Below are 23,334 nucleotides of genomic sequence, written 5' to 3' on the forward strand. Positions count from 1 at the left end.
CTTATGCATCTTCCTTTCTATCAGAAAGCGATCTGTTTGTTTTATTGTTCAGACCGTAAATTTCTCTTGTTCCGGAGAAAGCAACCAGCTCTACTTCTTTTGCATCACCTGGCTCAAAGCGAACGGCTGTACCGGCTGGAATATTTAAATGATAGCCAAGCGCAGCTTCGCGGGGGAATTCGAGCGCGGCATTCACTTCAAAAAAATGAAAATGTGAACCTACTTGAACGGGGCGGTCGCCTCTATTGATTACAGTCACGCTAATCGATTGCTTTCTGTTATTACATGTGATCGGTTCTTTTTTTAAGACGTATTCCCCTGGAATCATATTTTTCCCTCCTCTTAACGAATTGGATCGTGAACAGTGACGAGCTTGGTTCCGTCTGGAAAGGTAGCTTCTACTTGAATATCATGAATCATTTCCGGAATACCTTCCATTACATCTTCTCGTTTTAAAATCTTGGTACCTTCTCGCATTAGCTGTGCTACCGTCTTGCCATCGCGAGCTCCTTCCATAATTTCGTATGTAATAATCGCTACTGCCTCGGGATAGTTAAGTTTTAATCCTCTTGTCTGACGGCGTCTTGCTAAGTCTGCAGCTACGACAATCATTAATTTCTCTTGTTCTCTCGACGTAAGTTTCAATGAAAGCTTCCTTTCTGCTAATCTATTTTCTTATTAACATCAAATGTGATATTTTCTAACGCAAATACACAACTAATTATATTAAATTTTCTGATAAAAAACAAAGGATTTATATCTTTCGATAAAAAAAGATGAGCATATTTGCTCACCTTTTACTCTTCTGAAATCACTTGTGTTTTCCATTTCTGCAGGTGTTTCCAACCCAGACCTTCAGCTAGCTGACGTTTTGCATAGTCTACTCCTTTTTCAATAGAAGTTTCATAGCCAAATAAATAATAGCGCAAGCCGGCGTTTAATACTACTTGATTATAGACATAAGTCAGTTCGGAAGAAGATTCACCCTCCAAAATGCGCGTCACATATGCCGCTTGTTTTTCAACACTTATTTTCTTTTCAAAGTGTTCTTCTTCCACAAACAGTCCGTATTCTTTTGGATTGACAATAAACGACTCCATCTCTCCTTCTGAGATAGTAAAAACAAAGCTGCTTCTATGTACAGGTACATCTTCAGATCCTTCTATACCTTGCACCACGTATACATGTTTAAACGGGAGCGAAGCAAAAATGGGCACAATTTTGTTAATGGCCGTGCGGTGAAAAGCGCCCATCATTAAAGAAGAAGCATTTGATAAATTTAATAGTTTTTCAACCGTATTAATTAGTGTTCTTACGCCAATTTCATGACGAATTTGTTTGATGCGACTAAGAGGATAAGAGATTGTTTCAGCATTTACAAAGCCAATTTTTAATGTTTCAAACGTATGACCGATGTCTTCAATCGTTTGAGCTTGAGGGATCTGTAATGAATGAAGTACATCTTCAATCGTTGTTCCAAACTTTGGAGGAAGCGCTTCTGTACAGTGTAAAAAAGCTGGCACACCTCTTTCAGCTAATAAAATCGATACAGGAATGGTCGCAAAAAATGAATTTCTCCCTGCATAAGGGCTTGCAAAATCAATTGATTTATCTTTTAACGGCTGAGACAGCGGTATCTCTTTTGTTTTTTCACGAAAAGCATGAACGAATCCCAATAGTTCATCTGCATTTTCGGTTTTAATACGTTCCGCAATAAAAAAAGCAGCAATCTGAGCATCCGTAGCTTGTCCAGAAGCGATTAAGCGAGCTGCTTCTTTTGCTTGTTCATACGTTAAGTCAGTTGATCCTCTTTTTCCGCGCGCTATTTCTTTGATAAATTGTTGCATATCGTACACTTCCTTTTTAACTGAATATTTGTACATTGTATCACATATTTCCTTTGATCCTTAGATTATCTTCTATCAGGTACGCAAACTGCTAAAAAATATGAAATTAAAGGAAAAGTACTAGTTCTTTTATAACCTAATATAGTATAATCTATCTGCTATACTATTATTTGGATATTTGGGGGACTTTACAAATGAAAAAAGAGAAACTACTTGTACCATTTATAGCAGCATCCGTTTTAGTAGGAGCATCGGTGACAACGCCTGTTTTTAGCCACTCTGCTTATGCTGCTTCTTCTGTGAGCGTTTATCAAAAAGACGTTAATTCGCTAGCAGATTATTACGCACCATTTTATAAAACCGTAGAAAAAAAGCTAAAAGAAATTGAAGGAATAAAAGATGACGAAAAAGCGTTAGCGGCATATGATCAGCTTGCGGATCAAATTGACCAGTTTCTAACAAAGACCGATAAAAATTACGCGATGAATCATCTTAATTCAGAAGCTGATCAGCTTCAAGGGTATTTATATGACAGCTTAATTGCTCTTTACAATTACATTGTAGATCTTGAAGACTATGCGTATGGAGATGTAAGTGACGCGGAATTTAATAAGATCTCTGCAAATTTTGAAAAAGAAATCAACGCATACAATACGCAATTTCAGCAAAAAGCGAAGAGCTATAAAACGAAGCGAAAAGTAACGTTTAGCGCAAATATGAGTTATTTGCTTGATGAAGATATTCAACCTTCACCAACAGCTCCATCTACACCGGCTGATAACAATGGCACCTACACGGTGAAAAAGGGAGACACGCTGACAGCAGTCGCTAAAAAGTACGGCATGACGGTAGCTGAATTAAAAAAATTAAACAATTTAAAAACAGATGCGCTAAAAGTTGGACAAGTGCTGAAAGTGAAAAGTACAAGCGCACCTGCGCCGTCTCCAGCACCCCAAACTTCTGTTAGTGCAAAACAGCAGCAAATTGTATCGTATGCCAAAACACTGATCGGAAAGCCATATAAATATGGAGGCACAACACCAAAAGGTTTTGATGTATCGGGGTACACACAGTATGTATATAAAAACGCGGGCTCGAATATTTCTATCCCCCGTACAGTAGCAGATCAGTATAAAAGCGGCACGGACGTAAAGCAAAACAGCCTGCAGGCTGGAGATTTAGTTTTCTTTAAAAACGGCAAATCCGTTTCAGTCGTAGGAATTTACCTAGACAAACAAGAATTCATTTATGTCAGCAGCAAAGGCGTTAAAACGCAATCACTTTCAACAGCGTACTGGAAAAACAGCTATGCGGGCGCAAAGCGTATTATAAAGTAAAAAGAGGTGCCATAAGGCACCTCTTTTGTTTTACTAGCTATGTATTTCTATACTAGACTAGCAATTTTATAAAGAACTTCTTAGTTCATAACCGTGATTTTAACAGATTTTCTTCCGAACTGTTGAGCATCACCTTCAGAAGGAACGAATACATCGATTCGATTGCCTTTAATTGCTCCACCTGTATCGGCAGCTACAGCTTCACCATAGCCTTCTACATAAACTTTCGAACCTAACGGAATAACACTAGGATCAACAGCGATTACTTTTTGGTTTGGATTTGCTTTTAAATCCACTCCTGTAGCAGTTGTACCGCTACATCCAGCACAATTAGCCGTATAGGCAGTTGCTTCAACTGTCATTGATTTGCCGCTGGCTTGTTGTGACGATTCAGCAGGTTGTTGTTGTTTTTGAGCTTGTTCAGCTTGAGCTTGCTGCTGCTCTTTTTGAGCTTGTTCAGTTTGAGCTTGCTGCTGTTCTTCTTGAGATTGTTCAGCCGGCGCTTGAGCTTGCTGAGTTTCTGGAGCAGCTTGGGCTACTGAAGGGCTTGATTGCTGAGCTTGGCCGTTTGGAGACTGAATTTTTAGTTGTTCGCCAGGATAAATTAAATCTGACTTCAGTCCGTTCCATTCTTTAATTTGATCTACCGTCACGCCGTATTGCTGACTGATGGACCATAATGTATTTCCTTGCTGAACTTTGTGCGTCATTTCTTTTATAGTAGCTACGTTTAATTCTTGATTTGGATAAATAATATTAGATGTTAAGTTATTTGCATCTTTTAGCTCGTCTACGCTCACGCTGTGCTTTTGAGCGACTTTCCATAACGTATCACCTTTTTCTACGTGATACGTTCCGCTTGTAGAAGCAGAAGCTGCACCTACAAATCCCGCTGAAAGGATTGCTGTTGTTCCTAGAGTAAATATAAATTTTTTCATTACGAATACCTCCTTATTTACTCAATGATTGAATGATATCATCCTCACATTTCACAGCCGTTACAGAGCCATGCTACTTTTATTACAAAACTTAACAAAAAGGAACGTTTAAACGTAATATTTCTGATAATTTGGCTATATGATGAAACGTTTCTACTTTTTACTGCTTTTTATTGTTGTTTTAACCAAAATAGTTAAATTTCTCTATCATTGCTGGCTATGCCTCTTCTTTTTTATTGACCCTTTAACGGGTATATTAAGTTTTTTTTCGTAACAAAAAAGAGGTTGGAAATGAATCCAGTCAACTGCTAGAAGGAACTACATAAATGAAACCTATGTTCACCATAACAAAAAAAGCGAACCGCTCATCAAAGATTCTGATGAGTGGTTCGCTTTTCAATTCGGCTAAACTACTTTTGTCCCAGCCTTTTTATTTCTTATTAAATCCTTGCTTTTCAACAAATTCTTTCATATACATACGCTTAGGATTGGAAAGCATTTCAGCCATTTGACCAGTCCATGTGTCTTGGCGTTTGCCATTTGTTCGTTCGTTGTAATAAGCAGAAATTTCTTCGTTATACGTCGTTAATTCTTTTTTCGTCTGCTCATGGTTTGGCTCATATGTTTCTTCATGATACACATGTTTAAATGGTAAGCGCGGCTTTTTATCCGTCATACCCGCTGGATGTCCAACCGTTAGACCAAATAACGGGATTACATGATGAGGCAGTTTTAACAATTTGCTTACTTCTTCTAATTCGTTACGCAAACCGCCAATATAACAAGCTCCAAGTCCCATTGATTCAGCAGCAAGCGTTGCATTTTGCGCAGCAAGGGCAACGTCAATAATAGCTACCATGAACTGCTCTGTGCTTTCGAGCGCTGTCGATAAATCTTTTTTCTCCATTTCTGCAATGACATCATGACGATGAAAGTCAGCGCAAAATACAAAGAAGTGTCCATTTGTTTCTACGTAAGGCTGATTTCCTGCTAATTGGGCAAGCTTTCGCTTCGTTTCTTTATCTTTTACTCCAATAATGGAATACGCTTGAATATAGCTTGATGTGGAAGCTGCCTGTGCGCTTTCTACAATCGTCTGAATTTGCTCTTCCGACAATGGTTTGTCTTCATATTTGCGAATAGAACGATGATTTAAAATCGTTTCAATAACTGAGTTCATATTATAATCTCCTTTTACTTCATTTAACCTTCTACAGATGTTATATCTACAGTTAGTTTATCGAATGTAAAAAGAAATAACCAATGTTCTGCTTAAAATTGATTTTGACTTGTCTCATATCGATACAGCTTAAAGTGATCTGCAAGCACGCGATCTACTTTTACTTCTAAGCTGTCTACATATTCGTCCATTCGTTTTATCAACCGGTTTCGTTTCACATCATTTTCTAAAATGTTCTTAAGCTGCTGTTCAAAGGCTTCAGCATCATTAAGCGGTATCAGCAGCTCTTTTTCTTTTAGATATTCAATGTTAATTTGTTCTTGACCGGGAAGAGATGAATGAATAAAAATAGGTAGTCTCTTATGAAGGGCTTCGCTAATTGTAACGCCTCCTGCTTTTGTGACAATGGCATCTGCTCCTTCATATAAATCATTCATTTTCTCTCTTGATTTTACATACGGGACCGCTTTAACTTTCGGGTGGTTTAGTTTCACTAGTTCTTGATACAACTTTTTATTTTTTCCACACAGCACATAATACATATACGTACAGTTTTGCGGAAGCTGCTGAAGCATTTTGCGTACATTCCCAAGGCCCGAATTTCCTCCGGCAATCAGGATATGCTTCTGGGGCATGAGATGGTCAATCCGTCTTTTTAAAAACGCTTTATGAACGGGAATGCCCGTTACATAAATAGAAGACTCTTTTACACCGTGAACGTTTTGTAGAAATGCTTTCGTATCCTGATCAGGCACGCAGTGAAGTTCGATTCCATTTTTACCCCATACGTCGCTTACTAAGAAGTCGGTGTATACGTTTATAATAGGAAGATCAATGATTCCTTTTTCTTTTAAGCCGCTTAATACACAGGAAGGAAAGCTGTGTGTGCAAACAATGACGTCGGGCTGCTCTGCATCAATTAATTTCTTCATATGATATTCGATAATCGGCCACTTTTTCACGACAAAATCATCCATCGTATGGTCGTTTTTTTTGTATACATGCCCGTAATAAAATTTTTCAAACTGCTTTGGAAAAACAGAAATCCATTTCATGTATATCGATGAAATCATTTGTTCAAGCGGTTTGCTCCAATAGCTTAAACAATCAATTTTTTGACAAATAACGTGGGAAAAACGTTCCATGATGGCATCCATAACGGCGTCTGCTACTTGGTGATGACCAGATGGCATCTGAAAAAGCGGCAAGAACAGAACCTTCCTCATTGACCATCCCTCCTCTCAAGACGTTTTCGGTTTCTTTTTCTTTTTATAAGTAAATAAATAACAAAAAAAGCTACAGCTCCGATAATGATATACGAAATATGAATCCGGTCTCCTACATAGTAACCTAGAACGAGAAAAGAAAGGACCCATACTAGACTGCCTACCACCGATAACAGCAAATAAAGCAAAAACGGATAGCGACTTATTCCTGCCATATATGGGCTAATTTGACGTAAGCCTGGAATATATAAACCAAATAAAATGGTCCATATCCCATATTTATGGTAGCTGCCGCTTGCCGCTTCAATTTTCTCTTTGGTTAACCCTACGTATTTTCCGTATTTATCAAAAAATGGGGTTCCCGCATACCTTCCTAGCCCGTAAGCAGTAAGCATTCCAGTTATAACACCTAAAAAAGCAAAAAGAGATGATTCGTATAAGTTCAGCTGATGTTTGGCAATAAACATGCCTAATAATATTAAAAATGATTCTTCAGGCGCTGGAATTCCAACAATCCCACAAAAAAGTACAAGTAAAATAACAATATAACCATAGGAATGTATATACTGAGAAATAATTGTTAAGTCCACTGCTCGCTCCTCTATTTACGATTGATTCATCAATTGCTGCATGGTTATACTTTCATACCCTTGCTGTTTTAAGTAAGGTAAAAATTCTTCTAACGCCGCAATCGTCATTTCAGGTGCTTTTTCATCTGCTCCCGGGGTATCTCCATTATCGTGTAAAACAAAAATGGCTCCATCTTCTACTTTACGCATTAGTTTTTGAACTAATGCCGTTTTCGTTGTTTTTAGTGTCCAATCCTGAAAGATTCCTGTCCAGATTACGAGGTGATATGGCTTGGCCATTAATAAACTGCTCATATTTAAATGTCCCCACGGCGGACGATAAAAAAGCGGCTTTTGATTTGTTACTTTCTCTATAACCTGTGCACAATGATGAATTTGTCTTTTTAATTGCCAAGGTGTTTGCGTCCATGCACTCACGTGACGATGATGATGTATAGCTACTTCATGTCCTTCATCAATCATCCTGTTTAAAATAGACGGGTGTTTTTCCCCTAGTTCTCCCACAATAAAAAAAGTAGCTTTCATTTCATGCAGTTTGAACAAGTCCAAAATTTTTGGCGTATAAACAGGATGAGGCCCATCGTCAAATGTTATAGCTATTTTATGCTTTTTTGCCCCTTTTATTATGACTGATGAATGATAGCGACGGTAAAGGGTTTGCGAAATAATGGTATATACACATATAACCATTAGAACGAAAAGTAAAACAATAAAAAAACGAGTCATATGCTTTTAACCATCCTTTTGAATTTAAATCCTGCATTTATTATAACGGTTTACTCAGACTTTGGTTTCATTTTTTTGTGATAGAAGCCAGGAATTTTAAAATAATTTGATACTTTACCTAAAAATAGCTGTTCTGCAAGGATATACCGGAAATAAAATGATATCATAAAATTTCCCTTCATTCAGTAAAAAAAGTACTTTTTACCATTTATATCTATCTTTTGTATGATAACTGTCCTTGTTTTTTGAAAATAAAAAAACTTCCCGCACGAGTGCGGAAAGTTTTGAAATTAAAATTTTGACCGATACCATTTTTCAGCTGCTTCAATTTCTGTTCGTGTTAACTGATGTCCAAATGATTCCCAATGGACCTGTACGTCCGCTCCGGCTTTTTCTAAAAGAGCAGAAAGTTCTTCCGTTTCTGATGCTGGGCAAATAGGATCGTTTGTACCTGCGCCGATAAAGATAGAGGCGTCGGTCTTAGGCACTTCAATTCCTCTTCTTGGAACCATCGGATGAAGAAGAGCCGCCCCTTTTAAAGAATTCTCATAATGAAACAGCAAACTTCCTGCAATATTGGCACCATTTGAGTAGCCTACAGCTACGATGTTGTGTCGGTCGAATGAATATGTTTCAGCCGCTTCATCTAAAAATTGATGAAGTTCTTTTGTACGTTCAATTAAATCTTCTATATCAAATATTCCTTCTTGTAAACGTCTAAAGAAACGGGGCATTCCGTTTTCTAGTACATTTCCTCTTACAGATAATACGGAGCAAGAGGAATCAATCATATCTGCAACAGGGAGCAGATCTTGTTCTGTACCTCCTGTACCATGCAACAGCAATAAAGTCGGTTTCGTCTCGTCCGTTCCTTTTTTAAAAATATGTTTCACGTATATCCACTCCTTTTAAATATCTCGAATTAAAGATAATTTTATTATAAGAACTTTCGAAGCATTTGTAAAGGAACTACTGTCAAAGAAATACCTGTATGTTTTGCTGGCAGTATCACATAATACTGAATAACTTCATATGGCCATTGCTCATATGCAGCTAGGTATTTAATTCGTTTGACTTACAGCGGGTAAAGAAATATTCCACTTTTATCTAAGTGCTCCCGTCAAAAGGTGGATAATAATTAAAACTCGCCCGTCCTCCTTCGTATAAAAAGTGCCCTAGTCTGATAAATTAGTTAATTTTTTCTTTATTTCGTTACTTTCAACAGATATCAGCATTTATACCCGAGCGTACTAAATCGTATTTCTTATACGTGTTATAACAACTTTTTTCTATGAGAAACAGAACGTAAAATACCCCCTTGGTTTTTCATAAAGGGGAACAAAGCCCCGAATGGTGCTTTATACGACTTTATTTGACAAACACAAATTTATGGGTAAACTAAGTTCAGATGATTGTATTTCACTTTGTTTCAGTTTAATAAAAAAACGAAGCATCTGCGAGTAAGCAAAAAATAACTGCGTAAAGAGCTATTTATGTCAATCGTCTTATACCCTAAAAACTTACCTGCACTTGAATAATAGCCTTTATTAAACTTAGCGCGTCAGCTTGTAAACGTTAATACTTTATCACCCATCTCTTTGTTAAAAGATTGAATGGGTCAACAAACTTCAGCATTCTTTACATAACGACCTTGTAAAGACGAAGAATGTAGCTATGTGTGAACATGGAATTATTACTTAGTGGAGTGAACCAACATGAGGAAATTTATTTTAGCCTTTTTAGTCGTTGTTTTAATTGTAATGCTAGGAGTTACCTATGTATTAAAGCAATTTCAGCAAACGGCTGATTTATCTTACTCGAAACTGCAGTCGGTTCAAAGTACGGTAGTCTATGACAAAAATGACCGTAAGATTGACGAATTGTATAAAACCGTTCCCCGTCAAAATGTTTCGAGCAATGAAATTCCCGATTATGTAAAAATGGCGTTTGTTGCAACGGAAGACCGTCGCTTTTACAAGCATTTTGGGATTGATTTACAAGGTATTGGCCGCGCCCTTTTTAAGAACATTGTAACAATGAGTAAAGCTGAAGGCGCAAGTACCATTACGCAGCAGTTAGCAAGAAATCTTTACTTATCTAGTGATAAGACCATTAAACGTAAAGTAGATGAAATGTTTCTATCACTAGGCTTAGAAAGACAATTTACAAAAGATCAAATTTTGGAATTATATTTAAATCAAATTTATTTCGGAAGCGGTGTATACGGTATTGGTGCAGCTTCTCAGATTTATTTTAATAAGCCTGTATCAGATTTAACCGTAGGCGAAGCTGCGCTTTTAGCAGGACTCCCAAAAGCGCCGAGTACGTATTCACCAAGCAATAGTACAGAAAAAGCAACAGCCCGACGAAACGTTGTATTGAAACTGATGCATGACCAAAACGTTATTAGCGATACTCAGTATCAGCAAGCGTTAAACGAACGCGTAGTCGAGCCTAGTATTCCGGTTAAAAAACCGAACTCGAATCAAGCATTTATTGATTATGTAATTAAAGAAGCTGCTCAACAATATGGCGTATCTGCTGATGACCTTTATAAGGGTGGTTATGCCATCTATACAGATTTAGATCCTAATTTACAGGAATCGATTAATAACTCTGTAGCAAATCATACGTTCCGAGATGATGACATCAACAGCAAAGTAGAGGTTGGGATTTCAGCTGTCAACCCTAAAACAGGCGGGATTTCAGCGATGTATGGAGGACGCAGCTATGAACGAAACGGCTTAAACCGTGCTACAAGCGGCTATCAGCTTGGTTCAGCTATTAAGCCTTTAGCCGTATACGGTCCAGCACTAGAAACTGGAGATTATACACCAACTTCACTCTTAAGTGACGAACGACAAGACTTTGGCGGTGGATATAGCCCTAAAAACGCAGAAGGTGAATATCAAAAGCATGTGACAATGCGTGAAGCACTTACTCGTTCACTTAACGTTCCAGCTGTTTGGCTTTTAAAACAAATTGGTATTGATACAAGCGTAAAATTCATGGAAAAAGCTGGACTTCCTCTTGAAGATGACGATAAGTCAAAATTAGGACTTGCTCTTGGAGGAACGACGACAACGTTCTCTCCCCTTCAGTTAGCACAAGGATATACAACCTTCGCTAACAAAGGCGTGATGACTAAGCCGTACGCAATTCGAAAAATTGAGATGCGCGACGGTGAAGTGAAAAAGCCAGACATTCAGACAGAGCGAGTAATGAGTGAAGAAAATGCGGATACAATGACATCCATGCTGCAAGACGTAATTGAAAAAAGCTATGGAACAGGTGTTAACGCTCGTTCTTCACGAGATGCTGCAGGTAAAACCGGTACAACCAACGACGTCAAAGATGCTTGGTTTGTCGGGTATACCGATGATGCAGTCGTTTCTATCCACGCTGGCTTTGATAATGCTAATTCTACGCAAACAACGAAATACTTATCAGGCGGCGGCGGACAAGACCCTGCTACACTGTTTAGCTCAATTATGAATAACTGGTAACCAAAAAACCTCCAACTTCACTGTTGGAGGTTTTTTTAAGATAAATGCGTTTTATGCTTAAGTGAAAAAAAGGAAACGTTAATGACTTTGCAAATCGTTACATAATGCAGAACGGTCAAAACAACCACGCCACAGTTCATCCCGATAATAATTCCCTGCATGCCAATATTTGTTTGTGATCCTAAGAAAAACATCAGGGAAAAAGAGACAATATGAGACCAAATCGTATGATAAAAAGCATCTTTTACATAGCCGAGTCCAATTAAATAAGCTTGAAGCGGGACGGCAAAGAAGTGAAAAAGAAAATATGGCCATAAAGCCTTTAGATAGTACACGGCTTCTGTAGAATGAAAAAACAAGTTAGTAAGCGGCTCAGCAAAGAAATACATCGCCACTATAGACGGAATCCCATATAAAAATGTCATTTGCATACTTTGAGTCAAAAGTCTTTGAAGCTGTTCTTCCTGATTTTTCGCATGAGCTTCAGATACAGCAGGTATGAGTGCTACTAAAAGAGAGTGAGCAAAGAAAGCCGGAAAAAAGCCGATCGACATCGCTACCCCTGTTAGCATACCAAAATGCTGCGTTGCCCCGGTTAACGTCATGCCCGATAAAACGAGCGCGTGTTTGATTAAAAACGGCTGAATAGCATTACATACCGCATTAAATAAACGCAGTCCCGTGGTCGGAAGTGAGACGCCTAACAGCTTTTTCCGAATCTCACTTGGAGAAAGCAGAGGCCTGTGCCCTCTTGATAAAACACTTAACTGAGTAACATACGTGATAAAAAAATAAAGCAAAATAACAGCTTCGGTTCCAATCAGTGTACAAATCGCAATAAACAGAGACATTTTAACATCTGTGAAAGCGAACATTTGAAAAACAACAAATAAAATAGTTAGCTGAAAGGCTTTGCGAATAAAATTAGACACAGCGATGGTCGTCATATTATTTTTACCCGTAAAATATCCACGAAGCACCGCTGAAAATGAAACAACCGGAATGAAACATAGTACAACCCATTTCAAGTAAGGATGATAGTGACTGAAAAATGGAAAGGCTGCTAATACGGCCAGTGTAATAAAAAAAATCCCCAAGCTCACAGCAGTCGCAAAAATGGTGGCATGCTTCATCATATGCTGATGTTCTTTGCGATGATGTTCAGCAAGAAATTTAGAAATAGAAATAGGCAGTTCTAAGTTGGCTACGGTGGCAATAAGAAAAATGATAGGAAGAACAGTCATGTACATGCCCATGCCTTCCCTTCCTAATTCTCTAGCAAGTACCATATTTACAAGAAATTCAATTAACTCTCCTGCAAAGGCAGCACCTGCTAGAATAAACGTTCCTTTCAAAAAAGTGTTCATCTCGTTATCTCCTCTATCTCCCGTCCTTTTTCATCACTACCTCTTCTCTCTATGTATATGACAAGCCCCATACGAATTATTTGTCTAATTGTATTTTTTCGGTGTACAAGTTCTTGTATAATGTTCAACCTATGTGAAAAAAAACCGTTATATACCTTTTTTACATAGGAAATTCATTCATTTCTTATACTTTGGCTCTTGAAACTTACATAGAAAAACAGGAGACTGAATGAACCTGCCGATTGCTAACGGAAATAGAGCATGCTGTTTTAATGTAACAAATTTACATATTAGTTAAGCGTCTTTATTCATCATTTTCTGGGGATGCACTTCTTTTTTTGATACCGAGGCGTTTTTGCCTAGCACAACCGAAAAGACAACAATTATTGCTATAGCAAGAGTAAAAAGTGTAATTGATTCGCCTAGAAATAGAGCTGCAAACAGAATCATTAAAAATGGCTGCAAATATTGAACCTGGCTAACTCTCGCTATTCCCCCCATAGCCATCCCGCTGTACCAAGCAACGTATGCTAAAAATTGACTCACAACTGATAGATAAATCAAACTAACCCACGCTTTTAAAGGCGCATGAAGCATCTCAGCTGTAATGCTTAGTCCCACTGGAATCATAAAAAATGGCGCACCGATGATAATGGCCCAAGCAATTACCTGCCAGCTGCCTAATTCTCTTGCCAACACCCCTCCTTCTGCGTAGCTCAGTCCAAGTATCAGCACCGCTGCTAGTAAAGCGGCATCGGCAAACTGCAGTTGACCAAATCCGAGGTGAAGAGCATACACGATAACAGCCGCAGAACCAATCATGCTTGATATCCAGAATTTGAAAGAAGGACGTTCCCCTCCTCTAAACATCGCAAAACCGGCTGTGGCTAATGGTAAAAGAGCGAGTTCAACCGCTCCGTGAGAAACAGGCAATGATTTCATTGCCCAGGAAGTGAGCAGAGGAAACCCTAAAACTGCGCCTAAAGCAACGATCAGCAGACTTTTAAATTGGCGAAGAGAAGGAAATTTTTCTTTTCGTACAATCAATATCACAGCTACTAAGATAGCAGCTACAGCTGTTCTTCCTAAACCGGCGACTGTCGTTCCGAAATACTCGACTGCAATGCTTGTAGAAGGAAGGGTTAAGCTAAAACAGATAACGCCTACTACCCCTAACAATAAGCCGATTTTCTCTCTCGTTTCTTTTTGCATCTTACCCTACCCCTGTCTTTTTATTTTTCAGAACTGTACCATTTTTCTAAAAAAAGTTCTGATATAATTAAAAGGATAGCGCAGGACAACTAGTAAAATAAATCATTCTTTTACCTAACTGTACGGGTACAAATTAAAGGAGTAGGACCTATGAGTTTGAAATATCTAAAAATCATGGAAGAAATTAAGCTTGGCCTAGCAAATGGATCGCTTATTGCAGGTGGTAAACTCCCTTCTGTTCGCCGACTCTCCCACCATTTTTCGTGCAGCAAGAATACCGTTATTAAAGCGTACAGCGAATTAGAAAAAGAGCATTTAATTTATTCTGTTCCTAAAAGCGGCTACTACGTTGTGGCAGAATTTCAACATAGGACGAATGAAAATGAAGTGATTGATTTCTTGTCTGCTGGTCCAGATAAAAACGTTATGCCTTATCTTGAATTTCAGCATTGTATAAACCAAGCAATTGAACACTACAAAGAAGAGCTTTTTACATACTCTGATCAACAAGGCTCTTACTCATTGCGGGTACAGTTAGTGAAACACTTGCAGAGCCTACAGGTGTTCACTCAAGCTGAAAGGTTAGTTGTTGTATCTGGGTCTCAGCAAGCTCTTCACTTATTAGTTTCTATGCCATTTCCAAATGGAAAAAATAATATCCTGATTGAACAGCCCACTTATTTCGGTTTTATCGAGTCTCTTACCCTGCACCAAACTACTACTTTTGGGATCGAGCTATCGATGGAAGGGATTGATCTTGATCGTTTGGAGTACATTTTTCGAAATAATGACATAAAATTTTTCTATATTATTCCAAGATTCCATAATCCTCTTGGACATTGTTATACAAATTTCGAGAAGAAAAAAATCGTGGAGCTGGCCGAAAAATACGATGTATATATAGTCGAGGATGACTTTTTGGGCGACCTTGATCCCGATGCAAAATCAGATCCTTTATTTTCTTTTAATCCTTCTGGACGAGTCATTTATATTAAAAGCTTTTCGAAAATTTTTCTTCCTGGGTTACGCATTGCTGCTATCGTGCTTCCTTCGTTAATGAATAGCAACTTTTTACGATATAAATTCAGTTCAGATTTTAATAGTTCAGCGCTTTCCCAAGGCGCTCTTGAAATTTATTTAAAAAGCGGCATGTTTACTAGTCATCTTAAAAAGATAAAAGAGGTATACCATACCAAAATGCAAACTCTTGTAGAAGCATGTGATTCACTGCTGCCCGCTCATACACATTTTTCTAAGCCACCTTCAGGATTCTATTTATCCATTAGTTTACCTGAGCATGTGAAAGCAAAACAGATCGTCCACATGCTAAACGAGCAGCACATATATGTTGATGATGCTTCTAGATTTTTTTTACCAGAATATAAACGAGACACGCTTCTCCGATTAAGCATCTCACAAGTAAATAAGAATACGATCAAACGAGGGATTGAACAGCTGGCTCAGTGCATTACTTTAATTGATGATAGAAAACATCATCCTATTCCAAATAACCTTTTCCCCTTGTAGAATGGGAATTTAACGGACATACTAAACGAAAAGAAGCCAAGGAATTAGCATCCTTGACTTCTTTTATTTAACCGTAACGGTTATAAGAGGCATGTTATGCGTCCCTTTTGCAGAAACATGTGACTGCACGGTATATGTGCCAGGCTCAGAGAAAGATGTTTGTATCTCATATACACCTTTTCCTATTTGTTTAGGCTTTAACATCTTCCCTTTCCCTTCGCCATCTTTTTTCTCTATTTCAAATTCAATCATTTCAACGTCATCATTTTTTACTTTTTCGTCTCCATATGTAACTTCGGCTTTGTAGATACCGTTTTCATTTTTCTGTAACTTCTCTGGGCCTTGAAGGTTTACGTCCAACGGTTTTGGCTTCTCAGCATTTGTGCTTTGAGCAGGTTCCTGACCACAGGCTGTTAAAAGTAAACAAAGACTGATTATAGATATACTTATTCTTTTTTTCATGTATTCATCTCCTTTTTAAACCCTTTGTTTAACTATAACGCGTATTGCAAAGAAAAAAATGAATTTTTTAAAAAAAGAAGGATTTTTAAAGATTTTTTAAGAAAAAAAGTTCATACTGATACTAACTAGATTTTTCCAAGGAGGAAGAAAATGAATTCCGCTAAATCTCCAGCTAAAAAATCATGGCTACAGACGTTAATCAAAAATAAAAGTGAGCGTAAAAAAGTGATCTTTATCTTTACTATCTCTTTTTTACTAGTTGTAGCAGGGCTTATTTACGTCCCTATTTATAAACATTCCCTTCCGCTTGATTCTAAAATATACGAAGGGAATTTTAAAGAGCTTGGTTCTATCGCACGAATTGGTTTCTTTGCAGCTTTAGCTATTTATCCTATCTTTTTATTATTAAAATGGAAACCGATATCGCAAATTAAAAAAGGAAAGTTTGAGTTAAAACCGCTTATTCAGTTTTTAGCCAAGTACGTTCGTCAGTGGCACGTTCCCGTTGCCCTTATATCAACTGCTTTGATTATTTTACATGGTTATATGGCTTTGATAAAAGGATTTCAAGCAAATTTTACGTACTTTTCAGGAATTATCACGATGGCTGTTCTAGCTTGTCTGCTCGTGATGGGCGTGAAGCGCTATAAGCGTACAGATAAAAAGTGGCATCTTAAATTTGCTATCTCTTTTTTGGTTTTGTTTATGATTCACGCTACCTTTTCATAACTTGCCATTGTTTAAAGTTTTTTTATATAGGGTACAGTTCACAATGAATACATGATATGTATCACTATACGTTTTACATCATTTAGGAGGTATAAACATGGCAAGAGTGTTAGCTGTATTATCAAGCGGATACGAAGAGAAAGATTATCACACAGGTTGGTGGGCAGAAGAATTATTTGCTCCGCTGCAAAAGCTTGAGAACGCAGGACACACCGTTGACTTAGCCTCACCTTTTGGAGGTAAGCCGGAACTAGACGTTCGAAGTATTTCAGAAGACTTTGATCCAGACGGAACGTATAAGAAATTATATGAGTCAGGAAGAGCGGATCAGACAATGAAACTTGAAGAAGTAGATGCTGAGAACTATGACGTTATCTTAGTAGTAGGCGGCCACGGCGCTATGTTTGACTTAGCAAAAAATGTGGACTTGCATGCACTTATGAACAAAGTGTACGACAACGGAGGTATTTTAGCAGCTGAGTGTCACGGACCTTCTGTGTTTGCTTTCTTGAAAGGATCCGATGATGAACTGTTAATTAAAGGACTAGACGTAACCGGTTATCCTGATGAAATTGAACCGGAAGAAGTACTTCCCTTTTTACCATACAGTTTAGAACAAGAACTTCGTGAAGTGGCTAATTACATCCCTGAGATGGATAAAAAAGCATATGCTGTTTGGGCAAATGATCAAATTGTCACAAGTCGAGATCCTTTTTCTTCTGAGTTAATGGGTGATGAATTAGTTAAAAAGCTAAATAAATAAACTAAAAAAAGACTGCTCGAAAGCAGTCTTTTTTTGTTTGTTCTATAGGGATGTTTGAAACTGCTGCTCTACTAAACGCCGGTAAAAAGAATGAGAGGCTAACAGCTCTTTATGCGTTCCGCTTCCTGTAACTTGCCCTTCTTCTATTACAACAATTTGGTCCGCATTAATGACCGTAGATAGACGATGGGCAATGACGAGTGATGTGCGTTCTTTCATTACTGTCTCCAATGACTCTTGCACAAGCTTTTCTGACTCGGAGTCCAAGCTAGCTGTCGCTTCGTCCAGTAATAAAAACTGAGGATTTCGTAACAGCGCTCGGGCAATTGCAATACGCTGTCGCTGTCCTCCTGAGAGATTAATACCTCTTTCTCCAATCATTGTTTCATATTGAGCTTCAAAGGACTGAATGAAATGATGAGCATTCGCTAACTTTGCTGCTTCTTCTATTTCTTCATCCGTCACATGCCGCTCTAATCCGTAAATGAGATTTTCTCGAATTGTTCCTGCTAAAATCGGAGAATCTTGCTGAACATAGCTAAATAGGTGACGCCACGAACGTAAGTTGACGTTTTGACTGTCTGTTCCATCCAAGAATATGTGACCCGATGAAGGCTCATAAAAGCGTTCGATAAGAGAAAAAACAGTAGATTTTCCAGCTCCGCTAGGTCCAACAAAAGCGGTAACTTCTCCTTTTTTAGCAGAAAATGAAACTTCCTGCAATACGGGTTTATCTTCATATTGAAAAGCAACTTTATCGAACCTTAAACTCCCTACCTGTTCAAGCACTTCTCCATTTTCATAGTTCTCTTCTTTCTCAGCTAATATATCAAAGATTCTTTCTGAAGCTCCTTTAGTTTGCTGAAAGCTCGTAACAAATCGGGTAAGTGAACCAACCGGAACCATAATTTGAAAAAGGTAAAGAACAAAAGCCACCAGCTCTCCTGCAGTGATAAATCCCTCACTCACCCGGTATGCACCAAACCCGACGATGGCAATCATAACAGCGGTCATCACCGTGCTAATAATCGGTGTAATGATAGCTTCAATTTTAGCTCTCTTTACACCGAAGAGGTAGAGTGACTGAAACGATTGTAAGCCTGAATCAACTTCTTTTTTCTCTGAACCGGATACTTTAATCAAGCGGATTTCACTCAGCATTTGAGCTAAAAAAGCTGTAAGCTTGGACATTTTATCCTGCTGCTCACGTGAAATTTTATGTATTTTTCTCGCTAGCGGCATAACCAGTACAAACATAACGGGAATAACCGCTAATAAAATGAGCGTCATGGGTACATCAAGCGTAAATAAAATAACAATGGCAACGATAATAGATAAAATATTTTTAACAAAGTCAATCATTTCTGTTGACAATAAGTTCATCACAATGGTTGTATCATTTGTAATGCGGCTTACCATTTCACCGGAACGATTTTGGTCGTAAAATGAAACCGGAAGCTTTATGAGCTTGTTCCACACTTTATGTCTGAGTTCTTTTACAACACCTTGGCCTACTTGAGCAAGGAGATAAAGAGATACTGCGCTTGTTGCCATTTGAGCAGCAAATAAACCAAGGAGTCCTGCTATAAGCTGCGGTGAGACGCCTACTGCAATTTTCTCCATCACTTCTTTAATGACAAGAGGAATAGAAAGCGACGCTCCGGTATTAATTAAGGCCAGTATGAACGAAATGAGTAGCTTTCCTGTCGGAGGGTTCGTTAGCAACCATAATTTTTTAAATGAAAAATGAATTCCTTTTTGCGTATTCATCTTAGTTCCTTTCTACTTCTTTTAATAGGTGATATCAACACTTTACCTTCAAAGTTCTATCTTATTTTACACCATTTCCTTTCTCAACCTGAACTTCTAAGCTTTTACCTATTTTTTAAACTCGTCTATACAAAAATGACAAGCTGGTCATATACTGTGGTACACTGAATTCTTTTACTAGATGAGAGGTTGAATAAGGATGTTTGTTTATATTAAATCTATTTCTATTGGCACAATTTCTGGCGGGATCGTTATTTTTGGAAACGCAGGAAATATATCGCCTCCAAGCGGCTCTACATCCGGCTCCGGTTCTAGTTCCCAAATGCCGATGCCCCCTTCTCCGAGAAATGGCCCGAGAGATAACACTACTTTTAATGGCTAATAAAAAAACAGTGAGATATTTCTCACTGTTTTTAGACTTGAATACTTGTCATCATCGCAATATAAAAAGCAAACACAAACAAACCCGCACTTAATACGCTGAGCCATACTGTCTTTTTGTAAAAACAAACAAGTAAATACACAAAAAACAGCAGTGCAACAAATAAGAATAGGATTCCTACAATCGTTACGTGAAACGTTAGAGGCAGCGTCACTTGTTTCCCATAGATAAAAGGAAGAATCGATGAATCCATTGCCATATGACTTATATTAGTTGGCGGCGATTGCGTTACCATGATAGCTGTAAATAAAAAAATGATAAGCAAAATAATGCTTTCTGCTCGAATCCACATCACGGGCTTATATTCTGGATGTTTTATCGCTTTTTTCATAAGAAAGCCATTGATGACGGCAAATGCAAGCAGCGGAATAATCGTAATATGCTTTAACAAAAGAGATTGCCCGTAATCTGTAGCCCATGAATTTACATAGTTGGACAGCCCCATGATAATAACCATCGAAATGAACCCACTTAATGAAAGAAGCACAAAACAAGCGATCGCAAAAGGAGTAAACCAGCTTAAGAAACTTTTCCAATTGGAGGTTTCTTTTGAAAAAACGGCAACAATCAGAACCACTCCTCCCCACAGTCCAACTGCTAAAATATGAAGGGAATGAGACAACATGCCGCTAAGCACAGAAGCGGATGCTGCGTGACTTGCGTAGGCGATTCCTCCCACTAAGGCTACAGTCAGTAATGTATACATATGGGGGTGGCTCTCTATTGAAACAGCAACCATACATAAAATAGCAATCAGTACAACAAAGATCCAGGCGTGTCCCGTTCTTGTTTCCAATAATACAAGACGAACTGTTTCACCTAACCCTCTTATTTTTGAAAAAGATAAAATAATCTCAAGCGAATTTCCAACCGAAAAAAGAGCGACAGCCGCTGCACTTGCAAGTAGCCATCGCTTTGATAATAAAATTGTTGGCTTTTTTGTAAGGGGCACATATTGCAGTACGGCAAATCCTAATAATAAGGAAAGAGCTACGTATGTGAACCACTCAAAAACAGGCAACAAAACACTCATCTTTTTAAGCCTTTTTCTTTCTGAAGATTAAGAGTAATGCGCCAACCACCACTACAATAGCAATAATCATGATAACAAAAAACGATGAAGAATCATTGTTCTCTGTTTTCTCATCATTTGCTGCTGCACTTTTTTGGTGCTGTTCGGATTGCGTGGCGCCTTGCTTTTTTTCACTATCTTTTCCGGCTGCTTGAGTATTCTCTTCTTTCGCTTCATCTTTCACATCTACTTTAAAAGCAATCGAATCTTTCATTACATGACCATCTTCCCCTACAATTTCCCAGTTTACTGCGTAAGATCCGTTTTCAAGAGGCTGATCAACAGAAGCTATTAAATCATGCCCCTCTACTTTTTGCGATGCAAGTGAAATTTTTTGTCCATCTTTTGTAATGGTCACAGTACTGATTTTCTCGATGGGTGTTTCAAAGGTTAATTTAATTTCTTTTAGAGGAGCTGTAACAGTTGCACCATTTTCCGGTACTGTTGTTTGCACATGTGTATGAGCAAAACTAACTGTCGGGACAGCTAAAAAGCATGCTAAAAGTAAACCTATTATTTTTTTCATATTTATGACTCCCTATCTCTTTTTTCTTTTTTCATTCATCATATCCAAAAATGTTTTTATGTAGACGTTTCCGAACACGATCTATTTTCCTAGTAAGTGTACTCCTTTTTCACTCAATCTCACAAGAACTATCACCAATTCGTTATAAAATGTTCACAAATCCTAGGAAATATGCTTCTATAATTTTTTGAATATTCTTTCAGGTCACCTTTGAATATAGTAAAATAGTTAAATAAGATGGCTGACTTTTTTCTAGCTTAAAATCCCATACAGAAAGGATAGGAACAATGAAAAAGTATACGTGCCCTTGCTGCGGTTATCAATCGTTAGACAGTGATGGTGACTATGATATTTGTGAGATATGTTTTTGGGAAGACGATCCGTATCAAAAGCTGAATGCCAATGAACTAGGAGCCAACTCTATTTCTTTAATAGAAGCTCAGCAAAATTTTATAGTTTATGGAGCATGTAATAAGGAAAGCTTACAGCACGTGAGAAAGCCTTCTGTTCAAGATGTAAAAGATTTTAACTGGAAACCTATTATAAGTCACGAATAGGAAAACTAGTTTATAAAAAAAGAATGCTTGTGAAAGCATTCTTTTTTTAAATCAGTAAGAAGTGGAAACAAACGTAGAAAGCACATTTGTAAACTTATAAAAAGTTTGAGTTTTAGACGAAGCTCTTCCTTGTGAAGTGAATGAATGAAACATAGCACTTCGCAGCGGTTGGCTAATCTCTAATTGAATACTTTTGCCGGTACGATTTTTATTTGCAATATTTTTAGGGTTAATGCCTGCAATCTCATCGTGCCCTTTTGTAATCAGTTCCGCGGGAAATCCATTTTGATTTAATAATTGCGTTAATTTTTTTGCACGTTCCCGATCAGTTCCCCCCACAAAAATATGTTTTTCATTCCCAGAATACCCGTGAAGAGATAAAACATTATCATACATGCTTACCATCTTACGCGCTGTGGGCTCATCAAAATGAGTGCTTGTGAGGTGCAGATCTCGCGAGCCTTTCGATTTTAACGATTCGAATAGGTAAAGAGCATTTTGTTTGCTAAGCTCTTTGGCAATTTCGCTTGTCCCGCCTTCAATTCCTCCACCGTGTGGAGCAAAGATAAGGACAGGGCTTTTCGCTTCTTTAGTCGTCACTTTATAGCTAGCTGAAGACTCGTGCTGTGAGAGCTGCTTGAAACTTTGATATTTATCAGTTGATGCACTAGATGTGTCTTGAAAAGGTGAAATGAATAAAACGAATAGACAGATAAATAAGGTAGAGAAACTTACTAAACGATAGCTTTTCAATTTGTACTCCTTCTTCCTATTGTGTAATAAGACCTAAAACATTAGAAACCTAAAAAATCCAAAAATAATATTTATAGTAGTCTTATTTACTTATCGTTACAAATTGTAATTTGTTAAATAGTTCTTAATACCTATTTATACTATTTAAAAAAACTTCAGCGCATATTCACTGAAGTTTTTTTTACTTTTTTTGTTTTTATTTATTTAAAGCAAGCGCCAAACTAATTTTATCCAGCCAAAGAAGGCGATCCATAAAGGTATGCTCAAAGATGTTCCCCACGCTAAACCAATTAAGAAGTTTCCTCTTTCAATCATACAAACCACTCCTTATGAACATTGTAGGTGAACAAGTACAATTCTATACATTCACTATATCAGAGAGCGCTTTCATTTAACAGTCACTTACACGTTTTTAGTGCTATATTCATACAGAAAACCGAATTTCAAATAGATAAAGGGCGATATATAAGAAAATGAATAATTACAAGGTGTAAAAGTATAATAATCTACTAAAAAAAAAGAAACCTTCTTTGAAGGCTTCTTTTCTAGGTGTTTTTTATTGTTCGCCGCTGCGCTGCAAGCGATTCTCAATAAATAGGCGCTCAACAAATTTATTTAGCTGGGCTTGATACAAACGGCGCTCATCTAGCGTTTTTGCGTCTTGTATTTGCTGTTTAAAGCGTTTGATTTGCTGTCTTTGTTCAACCGTTACATGATGAGAAAGAAGCATAGGTCCCCCTCCATTTCACTAACGTTTGAATTAAGTAAACCAAGGTTTACCAAAACAAACAACAAACCTGTTAG

General features: G+C 37.8%; 23 protein-coding genes. 6 read left to right on the forward strand and 17 right to left on the reverse strand.

All coding sequences use genetic code 11. The annotated features are described in order from the left end of the window. Position 1 precedes the first annotated feature (1 nt). The 3 genes from ACNHOZ_RS09200 to ACNHOZ_RS09210 form a co-directional block, all read right to left on the reverse strand. On the reverse strand, positions 2–328 hold the full coding sequence (locus ACNHOZ_RS09200; protein WP_028412817.1) for an urease subunit beta: 327 nt from the start codon (positions 326–328) through the stop codon (positions 2–4). 14 nt (positions 329–342) lie between these two features. Beyond that, entirely contained in the window at positions 343–645 is a 303-nt protein-coding gene (locus ACNHOZ_RS09205; protein ID WP_013057659.1) for an urease subunit gamma, read from the reverse strand. Between the two features lie 152 nt (positions 646–797). Continuing rightward, a complete protein-coding gene (locus ACNHOZ_RS09210; protein WP_048019017.1) occupies positions 798–1,847 on the reverse strand; it encodes an anthranilate phosphoribosyltransferase in 1,050 nt (349 codons plus the stop codon). Between the two features lie 194 nt (positions 1,848–2,041). Here ACNHOZ_RS09210 and ACNHOZ_RS09215 point away from each other — a divergent pair, with 194 nt between their 5' ends. Further along, positions 2,042–3,184, forward strand: a complete 1,143-nt coding sequence (locus ACNHOZ_RS09215) for a C40 family peptidase (protein WP_048019016.1) — start codon at positions 2,042–2,044, stop codon at positions 3,182–3,184. 80 nt (positions 3,185–3,264) lie between these two features. Here the strand turns inward: ACNHOZ_RS09215 and ACNHOZ_RS09220 are convergent, their stop codons facing one another. The 6 genes from ACNHOZ_RS09220 to ACNHOZ_RS09245 all read right to left on the reverse strand — a co-directional run bounded on the left by ACNHOZ_RS09220 (position 3,265) and on the right by ACNHOZ_RS09245 (position 8,737). After that, positions 3,265–4,122 carry a 3D domain-containing protein gene (locus tag ACNHOZ_RS09220; RefSeq protein WP_063247733.1) on the reverse strand — a complete coding sequence of 286 codons (858 nt, stop codon included), beginning with the start codon at positions 4,120–4,122 and terminating at the stop codon, positions 3,265–3,267. A 430-nt stretch (positions 4,123–4,552) separates the two neighbouring features. Then, positions 4,553–5,302 (reverse strand): oxygen-insensitive NADPH nitroreductase, encoded by a 750-nt coding sequence (nfsA, locus tag ACNHOZ_RS09225; RefSeq protein ID WP_028412813.1) that lies wholly within the window; start codon positions 5,300–5,302, stop codon positions 4,553–4,555. Between the two features lie 92 nt (positions 5,303–5,394). After that, positions 5,395–6,528 (reverse strand): MGDG synthase family glycosyltransferase, encoded by a 1,134-nt coding sequence (locus ACNHOZ_RS09230; RefSeq protein WP_028412812.1) that lies wholly within the window; start codon positions 6,526–6,528, stop codon positions 5,395–5,397. Further along, entirely contained in the window at positions 6,525–7,118 is a 594-nt protein-coding gene (locus ACNHOZ_RS09235; RefSeq protein WP_048019014.1) for a DedA family protein, read from the reverse strand. Before ACNHOZ_RS09235 ends, ACNHOZ_RS09230 begins: the two co-directional genes overlap by 4 nt. Before the next feature lie 15 nt (positions 7,119–7,133). Next, positions 7,134–7,844 carry a polysaccharide deacetylase family protein gene (locus ACNHOZ_RS09240; protein ID WP_048019013.1) on the reverse strand — a complete coding sequence of 237 codons (711 nt, stop codon included), beginning with the start codon at positions 7,842–7,844 and terminating at the stop codon, positions 7,134–7,136. 290 nt (positions 7,845–8,134) lie between these two features. Continuing rightward, positions 8,135–8,737 carry an alpha/beta hydrolase gene (locus ACNHOZ_RS09245; RefSeq protein WP_033579450.1) on the reverse strand — a complete coding sequence of 201 codons (603 nt, stop codon included), beginning with the start codon at positions 8,735–8,737 and terminating at the stop codon, positions 8,135–8,137. Positions 8,738–9,559: 822 nt separating this feature from the next. Here ACNHOZ_RS09245 and ACNHOZ_RS09250 point away from each other — a divergent pair. Further along, complete coding sequence (locus ACNHOZ_RS09250) at positions 9,560–11,350, forward strand: transglycosylase domain-containing protein (RefSeq protein ID WP_034270090.1); 1,791 nt, start codon at positions 9,560–9,562, stop codon at positions 11,348–11,350. Between the two features lie 35 nt (positions 11,351–11,385). Here the strand turns inward: ACNHOZ_RS09250 and ACNHOZ_RS09255 are convergent, their stop codons facing one another. Both ACNHOZ_RS09255 and ACNHOZ_RS09260 read right to left on the reverse strand, forming a co-directional pair. Next, the gene (locus ACNHOZ_RS09255; protein ID WP_013057669.1) at positions 11,386–12,717 is read right to left on the reverse strand and encodes a polysaccharide biosynthesis protein; all 1,332 of its coding nucleotides are present in this window, start codon (positions 12,715–12,717) and stop codon (positions 11,386–11,388) included. 294 nt (positions 12,718–13,011) lie between these two features. Beyond that, complete coding sequence (locus ACNHOZ_RS09260) at positions 13,012–13,929, reverse strand: DMT family transporter (RefSeq protein ID WP_048019012.1); 918 nt, start codon at positions 13,927–13,929, stop codon at positions 13,012–13,014. Positions 13,930–14,079: 150 nt separating this feature from the next. On the opposite strand from ACNHOZ_RS09260, the gene ACNHOZ_RS09265 reads away from it, so the two are divergent. Further along, positions 14,080–15,456, forward strand: coding sequence for an aminotransferase-like domain-containing protein (locus tag ACNHOZ_RS09265; protein ID WP_048019011.1), 1,377 nt, complete (start codon positions 14,080–14,082; stop codon positions 15,454–15,456). 63 nt (positions 15,457–15,519) lie between these two features. Here the strand turns inward: ACNHOZ_RS09265 and ACNHOZ_RS09270 are convergent, their stop codons facing one another. Beyond that, on the reverse strand, positions 15,520–15,918 hold the full coding sequence (locus ACNHOZ_RS09270; RefSeq protein ID WP_048019010.1) for a FixH family protein: 399 nt from the start codon (positions 15,916–15,918) through the stop codon (positions 15,520–15,522). A gap of 150 nt (positions 15,919–16,068) precedes the next feature. On the opposite strand from ACNHOZ_RS09270, the gene ACNHOZ_RS09275 reads away from it, so the two are divergent. Both ACNHOZ_RS09275 and ACNHOZ_RS09280 read left to right on the forward strand, forming a co-directional pair. Continuing rightward, positions 16,069–16,647, forward strand: a complete 579-nt coding sequence (locus tag ACNHOZ_RS09275) for a hypothetical protein (RefSeq protein ID WP_028412804.1) — start codon at positions 16,069–16,071, stop codon at positions 16,645–16,647. A gap of 97 nt (positions 16,648–16,744) precedes the next feature. Next, entirely contained in the window at positions 16,745–17,410 is a 666-nt protein-coding gene (locus tag ACNHOZ_RS09280) for a type 1 glutamine amidotransferase domain-containing protein (protein WP_028412803.1), read from the forward strand. A 42-nt stretch (positions 17,411–17,452) separates the two neighbouring features. On the opposite strand, the gene ACNHOZ_RS09285 is transcribed toward ACNHOZ_RS09280, so the two are convergent. From ACNHOZ_RS09285 to ACNHOZ_RS09295, 3 genes are all read right to left on the reverse strand, one after another. Then, the gene (locus ACNHOZ_RS09285; protein WP_034270099.1) at positions 17,453–19,180 is read right to left on the reverse strand and encodes an ABC transporter ATP-binding protein; all 1,728 of its coding nucleotides are present in this window, start codon (positions 19,178–19,180) and stop codon (positions 17,453–17,455) included. A 413-nt stretch (positions 19,181–19,593) separates the two neighbouring features. Then, complete coding sequence (locus tag ACNHOZ_RS09290; RefSeq protein WP_230683477.1) at positions 19,594–20,655, reverse strand: copper resistance D family protein; 1,062 nt, start codon at positions 20,653–20,655, stop codon at positions 19,594–19,596. A 4-nt stretch (positions 20,656–20,659) separates the two neighbouring features. After that, positions 20,660–21,220, reverse strand: coding sequence for a copper resistance CopC family protein (locus ACNHOZ_RS09295; protein ID WP_048019008.1), 561 nt, complete (start codon positions 21,218–21,220; stop codon positions 20,660–20,662). A 287-nt stretch (positions 21,221–21,507) separates the two neighbouring features. Here ACNHOZ_RS09295 and ACNHOZ_RS09300 point away from each other — a divergent pair, with 287 nt between their 5' ends. Continuing rightward, positions 21,508–21,777: a CPCC family cysteine-rich protein gene (locus tag ACNHOZ_RS09300; protein ID WP_033579458.1), complete on the forward strand. Its 270-nt coding sequence runs from the start codon at positions 21,508–21,510 to the stop codon at positions 21,775–21,777. 51 nt (positions 21,778–21,828) lie between these two features. Here the strand turns inward: ACNHOZ_RS09300 and ACNHOZ_RS09305 are convergent, their stop codons facing one another. Continuing rightward, positions 21,829–22,530, reverse strand: coding sequence for a poly-gamma-glutamate hydrolase family protein (locus ACNHOZ_RS09305; RefSeq protein WP_048019007.1), 702 nt, complete (start codon positions 22,528–22,530; stop codon positions 21,829–21,831). 556 nt (positions 22,531–23,086) lie between these two features. After that, positions 23,087–23,260 (reverse strand): hypothetical protein, encoded by a 174-nt coding sequence (locus tag ACNHOZ_RS09310; protein ID WP_013057683.1) that lies wholly within the window; start codon positions 23,258–23,260, stop codon positions 23,087–23,089. Positions 23,261–23,334 lie beyond the last annotated feature (74 nt).

This window comes from Priestia sp. D51 (assembly GCF_053345675.1).